The 18,868-nt window shown below is 42.2% G+C and carries 13 protein-coding genes; 9 read left to right on the plus strand and 4 right to left on the minus strand.

Annotated elements, in window-relative coordinates; all coding sequences use genetic code 11:
* Positions 1-18 precede the first annotated feature (18 nt).
* A complete protein-coding gene (locus ACIQ0H_RS01150) occupies positions 19-1,593 on the minus strand; it encodes an ATP-binding protein (RefSeq protein WP_403409697.1) in 1,575 nt (524 codons plus the stop codon).
* Between the two features lie 100 nt (positions 1,594-1,693).
* On the opposite strand from ACIQ0H_RS01150, the gene ACIQ0H_RS01155 reads away from it, so the two are divergent.
* From ACIQ0H_RS01155 to ACIQ0H_RS01185, 7 genes are all read left to right on the plus strand, one after another.
* The gene (locus tag ACIQ0H_RS01155; protein ID WP_403409699.1) at positions 1,694-2,746 is read left to right on the plus strand and encodes a M42 family metallopeptidase; all 1,053 of its coding nucleotides are present in this window, start codon (positions 1,694-1,696) and stop codon (positions 2,744-2,746) included.
* A 13-nt stretch (positions 2,747-2,759) separates the two neighbouring features.
* The gene (locus ACIQ0H_RS01160; RefSeq protein ID WP_403409702.1) at positions 2,760-4,250 is read left to right on the plus strand and encodes a UDP-N-acetylmuramoyl-L-alanyl-D-glutamate--2,6-diaminopimelate ligase; all 1,491 of its coding nucleotides are present in this window, start codon (positions 2,760-2,762) and stop codon (positions 4,248-4,250) included.
* A gap of 221 nt (positions 4,251-4,471) precedes the next feature.
* Positions 4,472-6,046, plus strand: coding sequence for a peptide chain release factor 3 (locus ACIQ0H_RS01165; RefSeq protein WP_403409705.1), 1,575 nt, complete (start codon positions 4,472-4,474; stop codon positions 6,044-6,046).
* 454 nt (positions 6,047-6,500) lie between these two features.
* The gene (locus tag ACIQ0H_RS01170; protein WP_403409708.1) at positions 6,501-9,566 is read left to right on the plus strand and encodes an efflux RND transporter permease subunit; all 3,066 of its coding nucleotides are present in this window, start codon (positions 6,501-6,503) and stop codon (positions 9,564-9,566) included.
* Positions 9,567-9,782: 216 nt separating this feature from the next.
* The gene (locus ACIQ0H_RS01175; protein WP_403409711.1) at positions 9,783-10,871 is read left to right on the plus strand and encodes an SDR family oxidoreductase; all 1,089 of its coding nucleotides are present in this window, start codon (positions 9,783-9,785) and stop codon (positions 10,869-10,871) included.
* Positions 10,872-11,120: 249 nt separating this feature from the next.
* On the plus strand, positions 11,121-11,888 hold the full coding sequence (locus ACIQ0H_RS01180; RefSeq protein ID WP_403409713.1) for a TerC family protein: 768 nt from the start codon (positions 11,121-11,123) through the stop codon (positions 11,886-11,888).
* A gap of 628 nt (positions 11,889-12,516) precedes the next feature.
* Entirely contained in the window at positions 12,517-13,866 is a 1,350-nt protein-coding gene (locus tag ACIQ0H_RS01185; RefSeq protein ID WP_403409716.1) for a TrkH family potassium uptake protein, read from the plus strand.
* An 86-nt stretch (positions 13,867-13,952) separates the two neighbouring features.
* Here ACIQ0H_RS01185 and ACIQ0H_RS01190 read toward each other — a convergent pair whose 3' ends face one another.
* Positions 13,953-15,707: a B12-binding domain-containing radical SAM protein gene (locus ACIQ0H_RS01190; protein WP_403409719.1), complete on the minus strand. Its 1,755-nt coding sequence runs from the start codon at positions 15,705-15,707 to the stop codon at positions 13,953-13,955.
* Between the two features lie 190 nt (positions 15,708-15,897).
* Between ACIQ0H_RS01190 and ACIQ0H_RS01195 the strand changes: the two genes are divergently transcribed.
* Complete coding sequence (locus ACIQ0H_RS01195) at positions 15,898-17,334, plus strand: ATP-binding protein (protein WP_403409722.1); 1,437 nt, start codon at positions 15,898-15,900, stop codon at positions 17,332-17,334.
* 101 nt (positions 17,335-17,435) lie between these two features.
* Entirely contained in the window at positions 17,436-17,876 is a 441-nt protein-coding gene (locus ACIQ0H_RS01200; RefSeq protein WP_403409724.1) for a MarR family winged helix-turn-helix transcriptional regulator, read from the plus strand.
* A gap of 79 nt (positions 17,877-17,955) precedes the next feature.
* Here the strand turns inward: ACIQ0H_RS01200 and ACIQ0H_RS01205 are convergent, their stop codons facing one another.
* Both ACIQ0H_RS01205 and ACIQ0H_RS01210 read right to left on the minus strand, forming a co-directional pair.
* Positions 17,956-18,570, minus strand: coding sequence for a hypothetical protein (locus ACIQ0H_RS01205; protein ID WP_403409727.1), 615 nt, complete (start codon positions 18,568-18,570; stop codon positions 17,956-17,958).
* A gap of 48 nt (positions 18,571-18,618) precedes the next feature.
* A complete protein-coding gene (locus tag ACIQ0H_RS01210; protein ID WP_403409730.1) occupies positions 18,619-18,816 on the minus strand; it encodes a YkvS family protein in 198 nt (65 codons plus the stop codon).
* Between the last annotated feature and the right edge of the window lie 52 nt (positions 18,817-18,868).

An 18,868-nucleotide genomic window follows, 5' to 3' on the forward strand; every position in this document is an offset into this window, starting at 1 on the left:
GGGGAGCGGCTTTTAGGGTTATGATGTAAAAGGAAGTGTAATGACCGTTTTGGTTCCTTTGCCTTCGGTACTTGTAACGGTCAATGTTCCACCTTGGTCGACGATAATTTTTTTGGAAATCATCATGCCAAGTCCAGTCCCTGCCTGTTTCGTAGTGAAGAAAGGCTTATAAAGATTATCCATGGTTTCCTGATCCATTCCAGGACCATTATCTCGTATGGTGATGATTACATTGTGGTCTTGTCGAGTCAGTGTCACCACGATATTGCCGTTTTCAACAAGCGCCTCACACGCATTTTTAAATAAATTTATGAAAACCTGCTTCATTCCGTCTTCATTACCGCAAATCATTGCCGTATTTTCTGGGATTTGCTTCTCTAAGGAAATGGACCGTTGCATAAATTCTGGTTCAAACATCGTGATTACATCCCGTAGTGTTTTTTCGATAAAAAATTGTGTCGAGGTCTTCAAACTTGGTTTTGATAACACAAGAAACCCGCTAACAATCAAATCAATTCGCTTGATTTCACTATGCATAATATCCGTATAGGCTCGATAGGGATTTGTGGGATCATTGTTCATGATTTGCATGAAACCTGAAATTGACGTTAGTGGGTTCCGTACTTCATGAGCAACGCTTGCCGACATTTCGCCGATTGCCTTGACCTTTTCTGTGTCAATTATTAGTTGTTCAGCTTGTAACCTTAGCGTGATGTCACGAGAGATAAATGTCATGGCGATAATCTCTTGTACTTCATTGAAAACGGGCTTGATGGTGAGCTCTGCATCGAATGTCGACCCATCTTTGCGCATTTCTTTTGTGCGTAGCTGATGGTAGCTTTTTCCTTTCAACAAGTTCTTGTTTCGTTCTCGGACCTGTGATTCTTCAGAATCGGGAAACAGTCTCGGCGATTGTCCTATACAGTCACTCTTTTTCCAACCATAAATTTTTTCAAATGCCGGATTGACTTCAATGATTTTTTGATCTAGACCAAAGACCACAATGGCATCTTCTGCATGTTCAAAAAAGAGATCTAGATAGCCTGATTTTGATGTGAGGATCTTGTCCATCCTTTTATTTTCGCTAAAAATAGTGTTCCATTGAGGACTAATTTTACATGTATATAAAATGCAAAGAAACGCGACCATGAAGAAAACAGCTATGACATGAGCGACATCTGCGGATCCGCTGCTGACGGTATAATGAGAGTAATGGTACAAGTAGAACAGTGAGCCTAGTTCTACACCAGTGATCGCTGTCATCAAGATATTGATGCGCAGGGAGTTGTAGATGGTTGTAATAAATATTGGCAAAATAAGGTATATTAAGCTGGATAAATCGGGTACGAATAAATTGATGAGAAAGATGTATACGTTATGGACAAGAATAATGATTAGCCGCAATGTAGTCGGCTGCATGCCTCTATGTTGCATGAAAAGAATCGCTAGGATAGATATTACCCCGAATAAGGCAGTGCTTGTTTCATAGATATTGCTTAAAAAAGGGATATAAATAAGATGAACAATGACGCCTACGATGAAAAAAAGTATAATAAACTTGTTGCGTGAATGGATGATCGTTGAATGTTCCATTTAGTACCTCGACTACTTTCATTTATACTCAGACTTATCATACACGAGTCTGCGAGAACATTATATGACATTGTTCGACGCGGCGAAAGGGGACATGGAAATGACAACTTTATTGGATAAGAAACGGACAATCGAACTACTAAAAAAACTTGTTGAAACACCAAGCCCATCAGGTTATACGGAAAAAGTGATGAAACTTATTATGCAAGAGCTCGATGACATCGGCGTATCCCATAGGCAGACGAATAAAGGGGCAGTTATCGCCACAATTGAGGGAGCGGATAAGAAACGTCATCGTCTGCTAACTGCCCATACGGATACACTAGGGGCAATGGTGAAAGAGATTAAAAACGACGGGCGTTTGAAGTTGGCGATGGTCGGTGGTTTCAATTGGAATGCTGTAGAAGGGGAATATTGTCTTATACATACAGCGGGTGGGAAAGAGGTACGCGGTACAATTTTGATGCATCAAACGACTGTTCATGTGTATAAAAACGCCGGAACTGCGGAACGTAGTGCAGACAATATTGAAGTCCGAATTGATGAGAAGGTGACAGATGCAGCCGGCACTCGTGCACTTGGTATTGAAGTGGGTGACTTCGTATCTTTTGATCCGCGTTTTGAGGCGACGGATAGTGGGTTCATCAAGTCACGCCATTTGGATGATAAAGCGAGTACGGCATTGCTGTTAGAACTTGTTCGTTCGTTACAAGAGGAAGGGATTGTACTTCCGCATACAACGCACTTCTATATTTCCAACAATGAAGAGATTGGTTACGGGGGGAACTCCAATATTCCTGAGGAGACAGTCGAGTATATCGCAGTCGATATGGGTGCGATTGGTGATGGACAGACATCAGATGAATATACAGTGTCGATTTGTGCCAAGGATTCAAGTGGGCCGTATCATTATGCATTGACGCAGCATTTGACGGGTCTTTGTAAAGAGGGAAGTATTCCGTTTAAATTGGATATTTATCCGCATTACGGTTCGGACGCGTCAGCTGCAATCCGGGCAGGCTTTGATGTGAAGCATGCGCTATTTGGACCAGGTATCGAATCGTCACACGCATTGGAGAGAACACATATTGATTCACTGACAGCAACTGCACAATTGCTTCGCGCATACGTTACTTCAGCGATGATGGACTGAACGGAGGGTTTTGATGAATACTGAAAAATTATTATCAGTGTTGGCTGTTAAACAAGTAATGGGTACGCTTCCGCCAACTGTGACGGATATTGCGGTTGATTCGCGTGCGGTGAATGCCGGAGGAGTTTTTGTCTGCATCGAAGGATTTACGGTAGACGGTCATGATTACGTCGAAAAAGCGGTCAACAATGGGGCTAGGGTTATTGTGGCTTCGAAGCCTGTCATTGTCGATTTGGATCAAGTCGCAGTCGTCACTGTAGAAAATACGTCACGGGCCATCGGTTTGTTGGCGGCCTGTTTTTATGACTATCCTTCCAAACGCATGACGATGATTGGGGTAACGGGTACGAATGGTAAGACAAGCGTTAGTGGCATTATCCAAGCTGTTTTACAACTGGCGGGCGAGAAGTCTGCTGCCTCGGGGACCATCGGCTTTAATGTAGATGGGACGTTGTACGATACGGATAATACGACACCAGATGCGTTAACTTCGCAGGGAATGATTGCGCAGGCAGCAGCAGAAGAGTGCACGACTATGACAATGGAAGTGTCGTCGCATGGACTGGTGGAAGGACGTCTGTCAGGTACAGAATTCGATATTGCGATATTCACGAACTTGACACATGACCATCTCGATTTTCACGGGACGATGGAGGAATATGGACATGCCAAGGGGCTGTTATTTTCCCAACTGGGACAAGACTTGGACAAGCGTAAGTTTGCAATCGTGAATGCAGACGATGAGTGGAGTGCTAAATTGAAAGAGATGACGCCATACCCGGTTCTGTCTTTTGGTATCCACAACGACGCTGTGTTTCGGGGAACGGATATTAAACTGACTGCGAATGGTACATCGTTTACCTTGACTTCGCCTGACGGGGAATTTAACGTACGCATGAATTTGATTGGTGAATTCAGCGTCTATAACGCACTTGCCGTCATAGCGGCGTTGTCTGCGAAAGGGATGGCGATTGAGGACATACTTGGCTATCTAGAGCAGGTGCCTGCTGTGAAAGGTCGAATGGAACTAGTACCGACTGAATTACCATTAACGATCTATGTCGATTACGCTCATTCACCAGATGCAATTGAAAAAGCAATTGCTGCAGTTCTTCCTTATAAGAAGGCCGATAGCAAACTCATTTTTGTTATCGGAACGGGCGGCAACCGTGATCGCTTGAAGCGTCCAATCATGGCGGAAAAAGCATCAGTTGCAGACTATGTTATCCTGACGACAGATGATCCACGCGATGAGCCATATGAGTCGATTGTTGGCGAGTTGGCAGCTGGCATGCAGCATGAGGCGTTTGCTTGTATTGGTGATCGTGCAGAAGCTGTACGCCATGCCGTAGCTGTTGCAGAGCGTGACGATATTATTATTTTCGCGGGTAAAGGTCATGAGGATTTCCAAATTATCGGCACGACAAAATATCCACACTCTGATGCGGAAATCGCACTAGCTGAGGCGGAGAAGAAGTTTGGTACGGGAGTAGTGGAAAAATAAGCGGTGAAGAAGTCGTCCTGTTGTGGGGCGGCTTTTTTGAAGGGACGTTTTTTACACTCTAAAAGAAGGTTGTAGTTCAATCTTTCCCGGAGCGCAGCGAAGGTATTGAAGGTATTCTTTCTTTCAACAAATATAGTTACTAATTTCTAATGAAAAACTGTTGAAATCCTTCCCCATAGTGTCTATGCTAAGAAAAGCAGAACAGAAGGAGACAACTGAACATGGATAAACCAATACATGAAGAAATAGCATCAAGGCGTACATTTGCAATCATTTCCCACCCGGATGCTGGTAAAACAACAATTACGGAAAAACTGCTTTATTTCGGCGGTGCTATCCGTGATGCAGGTACAGTAAAAGGAAAGAAAACAGGGAAGTTTGCGACATCTGACTGGATGGAAATCGAAAAGCAACGGGGAATCTCGGTCACATCATCCGTTATGCAATTTGACTACGACGGCAAGCGTGTCAATATTCTTGATACACCTGGACACGAAGATTTCAGTGAAGATACGTATCGGACGCTGATGGCTGTCGATGCGGCTGTCATGATGGTTGACTCGGCTAAAGGGATTGAGCCGCAGACGATTAAGCTATTCAAAGTTTGTCGTATGCGCGGGATTCCGATTTTCACTTTCATCAACAAAATGGACCGTCAGGGGAAAGAGCCGCTTGAACTGATGGAAGAATTGGAAGAAGTGCTTGGCATTCAATCATATGCCATGAACTGGCCAATCGGGATGGGGAAAGAGTTCCTTGGTATTTACGATCGCTTCAACAATCGTATTGAACAAGTGCGCGTGGAAGAAGACAAACGTTTTCTTGCATTGAACGAAGACGGTGGTCTTGTCGAAGATCACCCGATGGTGGCGACTTCCTATTATCAACAAGCACTCGATGACGTCCTTTTACTGAATGAAGCGGGTAATGATTTTGATGAAGAGCGAATTGCAAAAGGTGAACTAACACCTGTATTTTTCGGTAGTGCCTTGACGAATTTTGGTGTGCAAACATTTTTAGAAACGTTTTTACAATTTGCACCAGCTCCACAATCACGCTTGACGAAAGAAGAGGCGGAAGTCAATCCGTATTCGGAAGAGTTCTCAGGCTTCATCTTCAAAATTCAGGCGAACATGAACCCAATGCACAGAGACCGTATTGCATTCGTTCGTATCGTTTCAGGTGCATTTGAACGTGGAATGACTGTTACTGTGCCACGTATTTCAAAAACGTTCAAATTGACACAGACGACTCAATTTCTTGCGGATGATCGGGAAACGGTAAATGAAGCAGTCGCAGGGGATATAATCGGTTTACATGATACAGGGAATTACCAAATCGGTGATACAGTAATCGGCGGGAAATCGTCCTTCCAATTCGATGCGTTGCCACAGTTTACGCCGGAACTTTTCGTTCGGGTAACTGCGAAAAACGTGATGAAATCTAAGCATTTCCATAAAGGGATTTTACAGCTTGTACAAGAAGGGGCTATTCAGTACTACCGAACGCTTCATACAGAAGAAGTGTTGCTGGGGGCTGTTGGTCAACTCCAATTTGAAGTGTTCGAACATCGCATGAAAAATGAGTACAATGTTGAAGTGCGTATGGAACATGTTGGGTCGAAAGTTGCACGCTGGATTGAAAATGAAAGTGATGTTAAAGACTCCATGACTGGGCAACGTGCGATGCTTGTGAAGGACCGCCACGACAATTTAGTGTTCTTATTCGAAAATGATTTCGCTATGCGTTGGTTCCACGATAAGTATCCGGATATCCGGTTGTATAGTTTATTATAATTCCACGGAGTATTGATTAACCATTTAATTGTCGGCTGGAAGGGTAAAAGGGCATAAGAACCTTTTTCACTTGTTCATTTGAGGTCCGCTTTCGGTAAGTGATTCACGATAGTTAGAAGAATTGAAGGAAAGAGTAGCTAGGAATGACTCCGTCATTCCTAGCTACTCTTTTCAATACCCTTATTGTGACTCATTACCTGTCGCGTCCCTACAGATCAAGATATCTCGGTAATCGTATAGAAATCGTTTCATCCAAAGCAGTCCGAAAAGTACGAAACACGGAGTGTCTAGGGTTTGGTTGTTTTTGACTAATCAACAGACGTGTTATGATTCATCACCTGGTCAGGCGGTTATCCGCATTGCCAGTTTTTTTATTTGTCCAAAAAAGATGCTGTCATTTGAAGTCGTCTCGTTCTTTGAATATGATTAGATTACTAAGAAAGGACCGTGGCCCATGAAAATAAGTGACTTCTCGATAAGAAGACCTGTATTTACGATTGTGACGATGTTTCTTGTTATTATACTTGGCGCTGTGTCGTTTTTCCGGATTCCCGTGACGCTGATTCCTGAATTGAATCCGCCGATTGCGGTTGTCGTGACAAGTTATCCGGGGGCATCACCAGCTGAAGTAAGCGAGAAAATAACGAAACCGCTCGAAAATAGTTTGTCGACCGCGCCGGGATTAAAGTCGTTGCAATCCTCGTCACAGGAAGGTTCAAACTTTATATTGCTTACGTTCGATTGGTCGACGAATATCGACGACGTTCAGCTCGATATTATGCAACGCGTGGATCAGATACAGGTTCCAGAAGGTGCTAATAAACCGCGTTTTATGAAATTTGACCCGTCCCAGTTTCCGGTCATCCAATTGTCACTACGGGCGACAACGGATGATGCAAATATCCGACAAATTGCGGAAAAGTTGGAGACCGAATTACGACGAACAGAAGGAGTTGCCAGTGTTACCGTCTCGGGGAAATTGGTGGAGGAAGTACAAATCATTGTAGATCAGCAAAAGCTGGAAGCAAACGGGCTTGTACAATCGGATGTCGTTCAAATGATTCAGGCAAATCATGTGTCGATGCCGGGGGAACCGATTGAGACGCAGGACGGTAAACGGTTAACAACTCGTATTATTAGCACCTTAACAACAATTGCCGATATTCAAGACGTCATTGTCGGGGCGAACCCCTTAACAGGCGCGAAAGTAACGGTTGCTGATGTCGCTGATGTGGCGCTAGTTGAAGCTGAATCGGCTACAGAAACGCGTGCGAATGATCAGCAGGCCGTACTGATGTCTGTTCTACAAGAATCGGGTACAAACACAGCGGATGTATCGACTGCATTTAAAGAAGCACTCGATACGCTACTCGAAAAGGATGAATTTAAAGGGGTAGAATCCGATATCCTGTTTGATCAAGGTGATTATGTCAAAATTGCCATCAATAATATTGGTCAATCACTCTTATTGGGTGGTATTTTTGCGATGCTTGTCTTGTTCGTGTTTCTACGGGGGATAAAAAGCCCGCTTATCATTGGCATTGCCATTCCTTATTCCGTGATTGTCACATTTGTTCTGATGTATTTTGCTAACTTCTCGCTTAATATTATGACGCTCGGCGCCCTAGCGTTAGGTATTGGGATGCTGGTCGATAATGCGATTGTGGTTATCGAAAATATTGAGCGACATTTGGCGATGGGGAAAGACCCGAAACAGGCTGCTGTTGAAGGGACGAAAGAAGTTGGCGGAGCGATTACCGCTTCGACCTTAACGACGCTTGCTGTGTTTGTTCCAGTTATTTTCATCAGTGGATTGATTGGTCAAATCTTTACAGAGTTCGCGTTGACGATTTCGTTTAGTTTGTTTGCATCGCTGGTAGTTGCTTTGACGGTCGTGCCGATGATGGCGAGCCGTATGTTGAAGAAGCCGAAAAGAAACGTTGAAGCACGTAGACGGCGCTCGAAAAAATTGGGCAACTTTGAGAAGTCCGTGAAGTGGGCGTTGAAATATCGTTTCCTTGTCTTGGGTGTGACTTTAGTTCTACTGGTGTTAAGTGGTTTTGGTTTATTCAAGGTGGGTACTGAATTCCTTCCAGCAACGGACGAAGGATTTGTTAGCATTTCCGTGAAGTTGCCAAATGGTTCATCTCCAGCTGCGACCGATGGAGTTGTTAAAAGAATTGAAGCGCAACTGAAAGAGGAGAAAGACGTAGAAGTGTACGTTAGTCTCGTCGGGGGGACCCAGGAAGGACTAGCCCAAGGATCATCGAAAGCGAATGTGGCTGAAATTTATGTCAAGCTTGTGCCACTTGCGGACAGGAAACGTTCCATTTTTGAATTTGTGGATGTAGTCCAACCGAAAGTGTTGAAAGAAGTTGGAGAGGAAGCGAAAGTTGGCTTTGTGATGCAAACCGCAGCGGGCTCAAGCCCGAATACGTTGACGTTTTCATTGAATGATACGAATGAGGCGCGTCTGAATGAAACGGTGACTGCGTTAAATCAGGAGCTGACCGAACTTGATTCGGTTATGGAAGTGACCAACAATCTCCAGAATACAGTGGATGAAATTCAAATTGAAGTGGTTCCCGACTTGGCAGCTGCCAAAGGATTGACGCCGTATGGGATTGCGCAGTCAGTCAATCAAGTGACGAGAGGTTCGTTTGCCACACAGATGATTAGTGAACAGCAAGATGTATTTTCCGTGTATGTGAAATATGACGAGAAATTCCGTGACAGTACGGATCAGCTTAGAAAATTAAGACTTCGTACACCATCAGGGGCATTTGTGTCGCTAGGGGAAGTTGCGAGAATTACCATTGCGGAAGCGCCTGTTTCGATTCAACGTGTCGATCAAGCGCACTCGGTCACATTTAATGTGAAGTATGAATCATCTTTGACACTTGGTGAAATGACAAAGACCGTGGATGACGTTATCGAAGAACTGAATATGCCAAAGGAGACCGAATTGTCATATGGCGGCGACAAAGAGCTATTTGATAGTGCGATTGACGATATGATGATGGCACTTGCGCTTGCCGTAGTGCTTGTCTATATTGTCATGGCGGCACAGTTTGAATCATTCAAATATCCATTTGTTATCATGTTCTCAGTACCACTTATGGTGATTGGTGTGGCAATGGGTCTGTATACGACAGCTACTCCAATTAGTGTGACGGCAATTATCGGGGTTCTCGTTCTCGTAGGAATTGTTGTGAATAACGGGATTGTCCTTGTAGACTATATCAATCAGCGGAAGGCGGCAGGACTTAGCTCGTATGATGCGATTATCGCCTCGGTTCGTGATCGGGTGCGTCCAATTCTTATGACGGCTTTGACGACGATTTTAGGCCTGTTACCGTTAGCACTTGGGCTCGGTGAAGGAACGGAAATGAATCAGCCAATGGGAATTGCGGTCATTGGGGGATTACTCAGTTCGACATTGCTAACGCTTTATATCGTGCCGATTATTTACAGTTTATTTGACCGTGAAACAAGAAAGCGTGCAGACGCGAACAAATAACAAACGATATAATGCCAGTTACTGAAACCATTTGAGCTCTTTGAATGGTGGTAGCTGGCATTATTTATTGATTAACAGAGTATAACGGCAATAAAAATTGTCCAACCCACTTTAATACGGTGTTTGTATATGTATCTACAACTGCGTTGACTAATCTGAATATTCTTTCGGTAATTCAAACCCGATGCTATACTTATAAAATAAGGGGTGGATTGTATGCAAACTCATTTTTTTACGGGTTTTCCTGGTTTTATTGCGACGGAATTGATCAAAGAATTGGTGGGTCTTGGTGAAGTGGAAAAACTGTATGCAGTCGTGCAAGCAGAGCAAGTCAATCGTGCAAAGGACAAAGCAGCTTTGATAATGGAAGAACTGAATGTGGCGATTCCGTTTGATATCATTGTTGGTGACATTACGAAAACTAATCTTGGGATAAATGGGGAGCTCATTGATAAGTTGAATGGCGAAACGTTAACGGTTTGGCATCTTGCGGCGATATACGATCTTGCTGTTAAAGCGGAAATTGCCTGGGAGGTCAATGTAGAAGGGACTCGGCAGGTGAATGAGTTTGTACGAAATCATTCTTCTATCACGCGTTATATGTATTTTAGTACGGCTTATGTTGCGGGAAAACGTGAAGGGCTCTTGTTGGAAACGGAATTGCTGCGCCCAAATGCCTTTAAGAATCATTATGAGGAAACAAAGTTTGAAGCAGAACTTCTTGTCGAAGAACTGAAAGCGAATGTGCCTGTGACGATTATTCGCCCGGGAATCGTGCGCGGTCATTCTCAAACAGGGCAGACCATTAAGTTCGATGGACCCTATTTTTTCATGAACATGATTGATCGTTTAAAATGGATGCCAATTATTCCTTACGTAGGAAAGACAAAAGCATATATAAACGTTGTACCAATTGACTATATTATAAATGCGACGGTCTTTCTCTCCAGCAAAGTGGAGGCGGCAGGCCAAACTGTCCATTTAACGGACCCATCTCCACATCCAATTGAGGAGATTTACGGGGCAATGGTCGTTGAACTGACGGGGAAAAAGCCAAAAGGGAGATTGCCGCTTGTGCTAGCTAAAAAAGGATTATCTTCGATTCGATTACAGCGAAAACTGGGTGTTGAGGCAGAAACGATGGACTATTTGATATGGAATGCGGCATTTGATACCAATAATGCCGAAAGGCTACTTAAAGGGAGCGGGATAACCTGCGTTGATTTTCTCGAGTCAATCCCTTCAATGACGGCTTTTTATGAAAAAAATAAGGCGAATCCCGATTTTCATATAAAAATCGGATGATTATTATTTTACATTTAGAATTGTAATGGTATAATAAAACAAAAGTACCCAACAACTTAATAACTTTTGACTTTATGTCAAGGGGGAGTAGCTATAGGGAAACCTATTTCATAGTCGTCAATACATGGCGTACGCCATCGGTTATGATAGCTGGATTTTTGCAAACTAAAATTCCGACTTAGCGAGACCTTTGCCTTTTATTAGGTGAGGGTCTTTTTTATTCGCAAAAAAATGGTAGGAGGAATGGATTTGGAAGCAATATTATTGGAATACGCATGGGTACTCGTCGTACTGGTTGTCCTAGAGGGATTACTGGCGGCAGATAACGCGGTCGTTATGGCAGTTATGGTGAAGCATTTGCCAAAAGATCAGCAGAAGAAAGCACTATTCTACGGATTACTCGGTGCGTTTGTCTTCCGTTTTGCAGCATTGTTCATGATTACAATTCTTGTGAATATTTGGCAGATACAGGCGATTGGAGCTGCGTACTTACTATTCATATCGATTAAAAGTCTCATCGATCAGCGAAAAGGTGATGATGATTCAGAAGCGGAAGGCAAACAACGTAAAGGTTCTGGTTTCTGGATGACTGTTCTAAAAGTTGAACTTGCGGATATCGCGTTTGCGCTCGATTCAATGCTTGCTGCGGTTGCGCTTGCAATAACACTCCCTGAACTGGGTAACTTCCACATCGGTGGCATTAATGGTGGACAGTTTATCGTCATGCTGTTAGGTGGTATTATCGGATTGGTTATCATGCGTTTCGCAGCTCGTCAATTCGTTTTCATTTTAGAGAGATACCCATCTTTAGAAACGGCAGCCTTTTTGATTGTCGGTTGGGTCGGTGTGAAATTACTCGTGCTTACGTTGGCGCATAAAGAAGTACAGATTCTTCCTGTGGACTTCCCACACTCAACTGTATGGCAAGTGACATTCTGGGTTGTACTTGCTGGAATCGCTATCAGTGGATATTTGTTAGGCGTAGTGAAAGAAAAGAAAAATAACAAGAAAGCATAATTAGAAAATAGCCGTGCGAACTTTGCATGGCTATTTTTTTTGCTGAAAATGACTGAAATAGGGTAGTCTTTAGGTGTATAGTTTTTTTGAGGAAAGAATAACCAGCTTCTTACCGGGAGAGAAGCCTCCGAAGATAAAATTTTGGCGGCTGATGCATTCTCTATGGATTTTTTTATTAAAGAAGTATTACTTTCAATAAGATATCCCGATGTTATATGCATAGTCGTTTCAGAAGTAAGTAGGAAACACATCGTACAATGTGCAAGAGTGCCCGAAATTACATCTTCGGGCACTTTCAATCCCTATAGAAGGTCATCTATTCTTTTATTTCAAAGAAACTGCATTTTTCACTTGAACATTGTAGGTGCTCGACAGGCAATTAATCTCTCCTCGGTATATCTGCAGTGAGTAATTCGCCGATAGCGGACAGAAAATTGCCTAATGGAAATTGAGGTTCTTCGGCCCTTCTCACCAGTGTTTTATACAAAAAAGGGTTAATCAACAGGCGTGATTCGTTTACTTTTTATTATTTTTTTCTCCGTAAGACAAGATCTTGCTTTCATTTTCATCCGGACTTCTCTAAAATAGGTACAATACTCTAGAGTGGTCGAAAGGATAGGCGATATAGTTGAAGTTCACTCGTGAAAACTTTCGTAGATTTACACCAGCACAAATTATTGTATTTTATTATTTCTTAGCCATTGCCTTTTCGGTTCTATTACTAAATTTGCCTGGTGTCTATAAGCCGGGGGTCAAGGTTGATTTCATTGATAGTCTTTTTACGGCAGTTAGTGCTGTTAGTGTAACCGGGCTGACTACAATTAGTATTGCGGATACGTATTCGGTTTTTGGACTATGCATGATCATGGTTGTTCTTCAATTTGGTGGAATCGGAATTATGTCAATCGGTACATTTTTTTGGTTGATCGTTAAAAAACGAATTGGTATGCGGGAACGGCAATTGATTATGGTCGACCATAATCAATATAGTTTAGCTGGAGTCGTCCATTTGATTCGGGAAATCGTTAAAATCATTTTTTTGATTGAAATTATAGGTAGCTTAATATTAACGACGTATATCATGCGGTTTTATGATACGTTTGGTGAGGCACTTCTGAATGGTACTTTCATGGCGGTATCTGCAACAACAAATGCAGGATTTGATCTTACCGGTGCATCCCTTGTACCTTACTTTAATGATTATTTTGTTCAATCGGTGATTATGATTTTGATTATTCTTGGCGCGATCGGCTTTCCAGTATTAATCGAAGTGAAAAGTTACTTCTCAAAAAAGGTGCCACATTTCCGTTTTTCATTGTTTACAAAAATAACGACCGTGACATTCGGTTTCCTGTTGGTTTGGGGAACTGTGATGATCTTTATCTTGGAATCTTTTCACTCTTTCAAAGGAATGGCATGGCATGAGAAACTATTCACTTCGTTATTCCACTCTGTGTCATCGAGGTCGGCGGGATTGACAACGCATGATATCACAACCTTTAGTGAAGCGACGGATATTTTTATTAGCTCGCTCATGTTTATTGGCGCATCGCCTAGCTCGGTTGGGGGTGGAATTCGGACAACAACTTTTGCGATTGCACTTCTATTTCTTATTAACTTTGCACGCGGGCATGAAGTGATCAATATATTTAATCGGGAAATTAAACTGATCGACGTATTCCGTTCGTATGCGGTTATTCTCGTTGCATGTGTCATGGTTATGACGGCGTTGCTCATTTTGCTGATTACGGAACCTGGCGTATCGGCTGTCGCTTTATTATTTGAAATCACCTCTGCATTCGGTACCTGTGGCATGTCGCTCGGTATCACATCGGATCTTTCGAGTACAGGAAAAATAATCATTATGATATTGATGTTCATCGGGCGAGTGGGGCTCATTTCATTCCTGTATATGCTGGGAGGTCAAACTAAGAAACCGCATTATCATTACCCGAAAGAGCGCGTAATTATTGGTTAAGAAGAAAAACATCAGCGCCTAGGTGCTGATGTTAGACATGAATAAACAAGGCTGTCCTCCGATAATGGGGACAGCCTTGTTTGCTTTTATGATGAAAATGCTACCACATGATCGAGGAAAAGAAACTTCGGCTGTTCACCATGCTTAAATACCGTTACAAGATAGCCAGACACTTTTGCAACAATCCCGATTTCAACATCTTCAGGGTTCACGGCAATCGGTGTGATGAGCGTTTGTTTACGGATCGTGCGGGCAGTTAAGCCGTAGGATGAAAAACTTTCTCCCATGATACTTGGGTCGTTAAGGAGTAGTTGTTCAATCGCCGTAAGCTCTTCCGCGGGCATATCATCTTGCCACCATACTTTTCGTGGTTGGAACTTATGGTGTGCAAGATAATCGAGTTTCATAAGACTGCGCGTAATCGCTATGTCTGCATGACTATGTTCTGTAAGAAAATCGTTCAGACGCAAAAATAAGTCTTCCAGTTGATGACCGATTCTGGACCAGCCCTTTGTTTCCCAGTAAGTCCCGAACTGTTGGAAGAAATCGAACGGTGTTTCGAAGACCTCTGATACAAGATATTCGACAGTCCGCGGCAAACGGTTATCATTCCAATATTTTTCGAGGACATCTTCGGTCTGCTTGATACGAATAATATCATCGAATGAAAGCACATTATTCGAGAATATCTCATAAGGTGCCTCGTCCACGAATGTGTAGCCATACTGCTCGGCTTGGATACGCAATCCAGTTCCACGTAGTAACTTCAAAAAGCCAAGTTGCAATTCCTCTGGTCGCATGGCGAACACTTCATTAAACGTGTTGCGGAAAGAATCATAATCCTCTTCAGGCAATCCGGCGATTAAGTCCAGATGTTGGTCTATCTTGCCGCCTTCTTTGACCATCGTCACCGTACGGGACAACTTTTCAAAGTTTTGACGTCGCTGCACGAGTTCGTTTGTTAAGTCATTTGTAGATTGAACGCCGATTTCAAAACGGAATAGTCCGGCAGGTGCATTGTCATTTAAAAAGTGGATGACTTCAGGGCGCATGATGTCTCCCGTGATTTCAAATTGGAAAACCGTTCCTGGTACATGCTCGTCAATTAAAAATTGAAACATCTCCATTGCATAGCTTCTACTTATATTGAACGTACGATCGACGAACTTAATGGTCTTGGCGCCATTGGCCATCAAATAACGGATATCGTCCTTAATGACATCGCGATTAAAGTAGCGAACGCCAACTTCAATAGATGACAGACAAAACTGGCAGGAAAACGGGCATCCGCGACTTGTCTCGATATAGGTTACGCGTTTGCCGAGTTCAGGCACATCCTCTGCAAGGTGGAAAGGGCTAGGGAGTTCCCGTAAATCTAGTTTAGGTCCTGGTGCTGTAAACTTTTGTTGGCCTTCTTTTCGATAGGCAATGCCTTGTACTGTTGAAAGATCAGCACCTCCTGCATAAGCATCAAGAAGCTGTTTAAACGTCCTTTCCCCTTCGCCGATGACAATCACATCGATTTCGGGTACGCGATCTAGCCAAAAGTCGTAGTCATACGTTACTTCAGGTCCGCCGGCAATAATTTTGACGTCGGGCTTCACCTTCTTCAGCATTCGAATCACTTTAATGGTTTCTTCGATATTCCAGATATATAGACTGAATCCAACAATGTCGGGCGCTTTTTGATATAAATCTGATACAATGTTCATTGTGGGATCCTTGATTGTGTACTCAGCAAGGATGGAATTATACTCTGGTAATGCATACGATTTTAAATAACGAATGGCCAAATTTGTATGGATATATTTGGCGTTTAAAGTTGATAGTACAATGTTCATAGTTCTAGTCCTCTTTTCTTAATAATTATTACACTTGTGTAAGCTGTGAAGTTAGGTGAATAGTTCTATATCTAACATGATTATAATATGAAATAATCTGAATTAGTGGCGTTTTGCATAAATTTGACCTTTCTGCATGAATCATGTACATTTTTCATACTGTCTTGAAACAGGATCAGGAGGAATACACTTGAAATGTAAAAAGGATAAGGTAATGAAACATATTTCTTTTTTATTGAATAAATCAACCAAACCGGTTGTAGTTATTGATCTTGAAGGAACACTATTACAAGTAAATAACGCGTTCCGTGAAGAGTTTCATGCTGAAGAATCAGGTAGTATTAATCAATTCATCGTCGGACAATCTGCGAATCTATGGGATGAAATTATAAATTCTACCAAGGAATCTGAGCAAAAAACAGTGGAAATGAATGTGCGTTTAGCTGACGGTAGAAAACAAGTTGTTAACGTGCATCTTATGTATTTAGATGATGTTCATCATATTATTGCACAATTCGATGTCAGCCATCTTTCAAACGGTGAATTATCACAAAACGTGTATCTACACGCTTTTCGCAATACGGATAGTTTCATGGCGGTTACTGATCGTCACGGAATCATCCGCGATGTTAATAACATGCATAAAGAATTTTTCACATTACCAAAAGAATACTTTATCGGCAAGAAAGTTGAAGAACTGATAGGAATTTTCGAGAAAGACCCAGAATTTCTTGACGATTATATGAAAGATATTACCACTCATGGCGATGCTAAGGCCATCAAAAGGTATGAACGCTCGGTTGATGATGTAAGATGTTATCATATTTCTACCTTTTTAGATTGTGAAACAAAAACATATCTAATACGCATCGATGATCGAACAGAGAAAATGGTTCTTGAAGAACGTTTGGCTCATTCCGGTTCATTATCGACTGTTGGTGAATTAGCAGCAAGTATTGCCCATGAAATTAGAAATCCAATGACGACATTAAAAGGATTTGTCCAATTACTGAAGTTATCTGCTAATGATGATGCGACGAAGTATCTTTCCGTTATTGATGATGAAATAGCTAGAATGGAATCGATACTGAGTGAGATGCTAATCTTAGCCAAACCTGGTTTGAACAAAAAATCGATATTCTCCCTTGAAGTATTAGTGGATGATATGATCCAAGTCATGCACCCAAAGGCATTGCTGGAAGGAATCGCAATTCAACAAAAAGAGAGTAATCTGCGAAATACATTGATTGAAGCCGATGCGGATAAAATCAAACAAGTGCTACTTAACCTCTTTAAAAACGCATTTGAAGCCATGTCTCCTGGGGGTACCCTCACAACTTTTATAGAATTGGATGATGAGGATCAACTAATTTTGAACATTTCCGATACAGGCAAAGGAATGAATGAGCATCAAATGAATCGCGTATTTATGCCATTCTTTACATGTAAGCCAGAAGGAACTGGACTTGGATTGCCCTTTGTCCTGAAAACAATCGAAGGATATGGCGGAACCGTTTCAGTTGAAAGTGAAGTTGGTAAAGGTACGACCTTTATAGTAACATTTCCACGTGCAATTGCCCATGTTCCAGAAGCTGTTGTTGACGGGGAAAAACTGTTATCTTTGTAATGGAACCGCTTATCCGTTTGTTGGCCTTTTGACATATAGGGGTGCTTGCCGGTATAATAATTGCGACTCCTGAATGAGAAACAAAAGGTGGAACAGAAAAAATGACAAAAGATACAGAACGGGCATTGAAGTTATTTATCGTCCTTTCAAGGGCAAGTAAAGTGATTTTGGAAGAAGCTCATAAGCCAATTGAGAAGTTCGGTCTTAATCCAACTGAATTTGCAGTTCTTGAACTACTTTTTCATAGAGGAAGACAACCCATTCAAAAAATCGGTCAAAAGATCTTGCTCAGAAGTGGCTCGATGACGTACGTTGTTGATAAGCTAGAAAAGCGAGGATTATTGGAGCGCATTTTTTGCGAAGAAGATAAGCGAGTTACATATATGTCGATTACATCTGAGGGGAAAGATTTAATGACGTCAATCTTCCCGGAAAATGCAGAAAGTATCGAATCCATTATGGCTGCCCTCACAGTGGAGGAGCAAGAACTGGCCATTGATTTAATCCGAAAACTGGGCTTATCAGTAAAAAGTCTATCCTAGGGAACGGCATCTCGACGAACGAGTGCCGTTTTTTGGTATAGGCAATAAAAAACCGTATGGATCATCCATACGGTTTTTGTTATTTAGTCATAATCGTTTCGCCCATGTGGAGGAAGTTTGAGAAATGTTCTTCTTCCGGTGAATCGAAAATGGTAAGTCTAACAATCATATTATTTCGTTCGAAGACGATTCCCGTAACAGGGCCGGTTTCAGTTTGTGTAGAGAAGACTTTTACATTGTCAATTCCGTCACCTTTGGGAATTGATGCTTCATCTGTGAGTTCAGAAGGTGTGCTGCCTTCGCTTGCTGCTTCAAGCACATCAATCATGTTGTCCACGAAGTAGTCATAAGTACCTTCTTCTTTTACTGTCGTCTCAATGCGCATAAAATGGGATCCATCAGCGTCAGACATCAGACTATCTTTACCTGGTTCTTCACTTGTCAATGTATAGTGAGGGAGTACAGCGATCGTGTAATCCTGCTCTTCGCTGTCTGTTAGCGTAGCGTCCTTCATACCATCCGAATCTGGTGTATCGGCAGGTGTATCTGCCTCATCTTGTCCCTCGTTAGGCTTCTTTTCGTTCTCTTCTACTGGGTTTGAAGATCCATTTGTATTATCATTATCTGTACTACAAGCAGTAAGTAGCAAAGCGGTTGCGATTGCCGCATATAAAAGGTTCCATTTGCTTTTCATCGAAAACCCCTCCTTAACTAAATTGGACGTATGGGTCGTCCAAATGTTTCATTCCTTTATTTGGCCTTCGCCATGAATGATTGTATAGCGTTTGTGGTTGATGACAGTCTTTTCTTCAAGTCCAAGCTCTTCAAAGTTTTCCATATATGTAAGGTCTACAATGACTGAGTTCTCATTTACTTTTTCCACGATGCCTTGTAGTCCATCTCTGAACTCAATGATATTTCCAACTGCAGCAATTAACATTATATAACAACTCCTTTATGGATAGTCTAGATCTGGGCGCCAAAGTCGCTGA

Source organism: Sporosarcina sp. NPDC096371 (assembly GCF_044762865.1).
Taxonomy (GTDB): domain Bacteria; phylum Bacillota; class Bacilli; order Bacillales_A; family Planococcaceae; genus Sporosarcina.

What these genes read in the sequence shown, in the direction of transcription:
- ACIQ0H_RS01200 (WP_403409724.1), top strand. Translation starts at nt 17,436, where the DNA reads ATGACAAAAGATACAGAACGGGCATTGAAGTTATTTATCGTCCTTTCA.
- ACIQ0H_RS01170 (WP_403409708.1), top strand. Translation starts at nt 6,501, where the DNA reads ATGAAAATAAGTGACTTCTCGATAAGAAGACCTGTATTTACGATTGTG.
- ACIQ0H_RS01175 (WP_403409711.1), top strand. Translation starts at nt 9,783, where the DNA reads ATGCAAACTCATTTTTTTACGGGTTTTCCTGGTTTTATTGCGACGGAA.
- ACIQ0H_RS01150 (WP_403409697.1), bottom strand. Translation starts at nt 1,593, where the DNA reads ATGGAACATTCAACGATCATCCATTCACGCAACAAGTTTATTATACTT.
- ACIQ0H_RS01155 (WP_403409699.1), top strand. Translation starts at nt 1,694, where the DNA reads ATGACAACTTTATTGGATAAGAAACGGACAATCGAACTACTAAAAAAA.
- ACIQ0H_RS01190 (WP_403409719.1), bottom strand. Translation starts at nt 15,707, where the DNA reads ATGAACATTGTACTATCAACTTTAAACGCCAAATATATCCATACAAAT.
- ACIQ0H_RS01210 (WP_403409730.1), bottom strand. Translation starts at nt 18,816, where the DNA reads ATGTTAATTGCTGCAGTTGGAAATATCATTGAGTTCAGAGATGGACTA.
- ACIQ0H_RS01165 (WP_403409705.1), top strand. Translation starts at nt 4,472, where the DNA reads ATGGATAAACCAATACATGAAGAAATAGCATCAAGGCGTACATTTGCA.
- ACIQ0H_RS01205 (WP_403409727.1), bottom strand. Translation starts at nt 18,570, where the DNA reads ATGAAAAGCAAATGGAACCTTTTATATGCGGCAATCGCAACCGCTTTG.
- ACIQ0H_RS01160 (WP_403409702.1), top strand. Translation starts at nt 2,760, where the DNA reads ATGAATACTGAAAAATTATTATCAGTGTTGGCTGTTAAACAAGTAATG.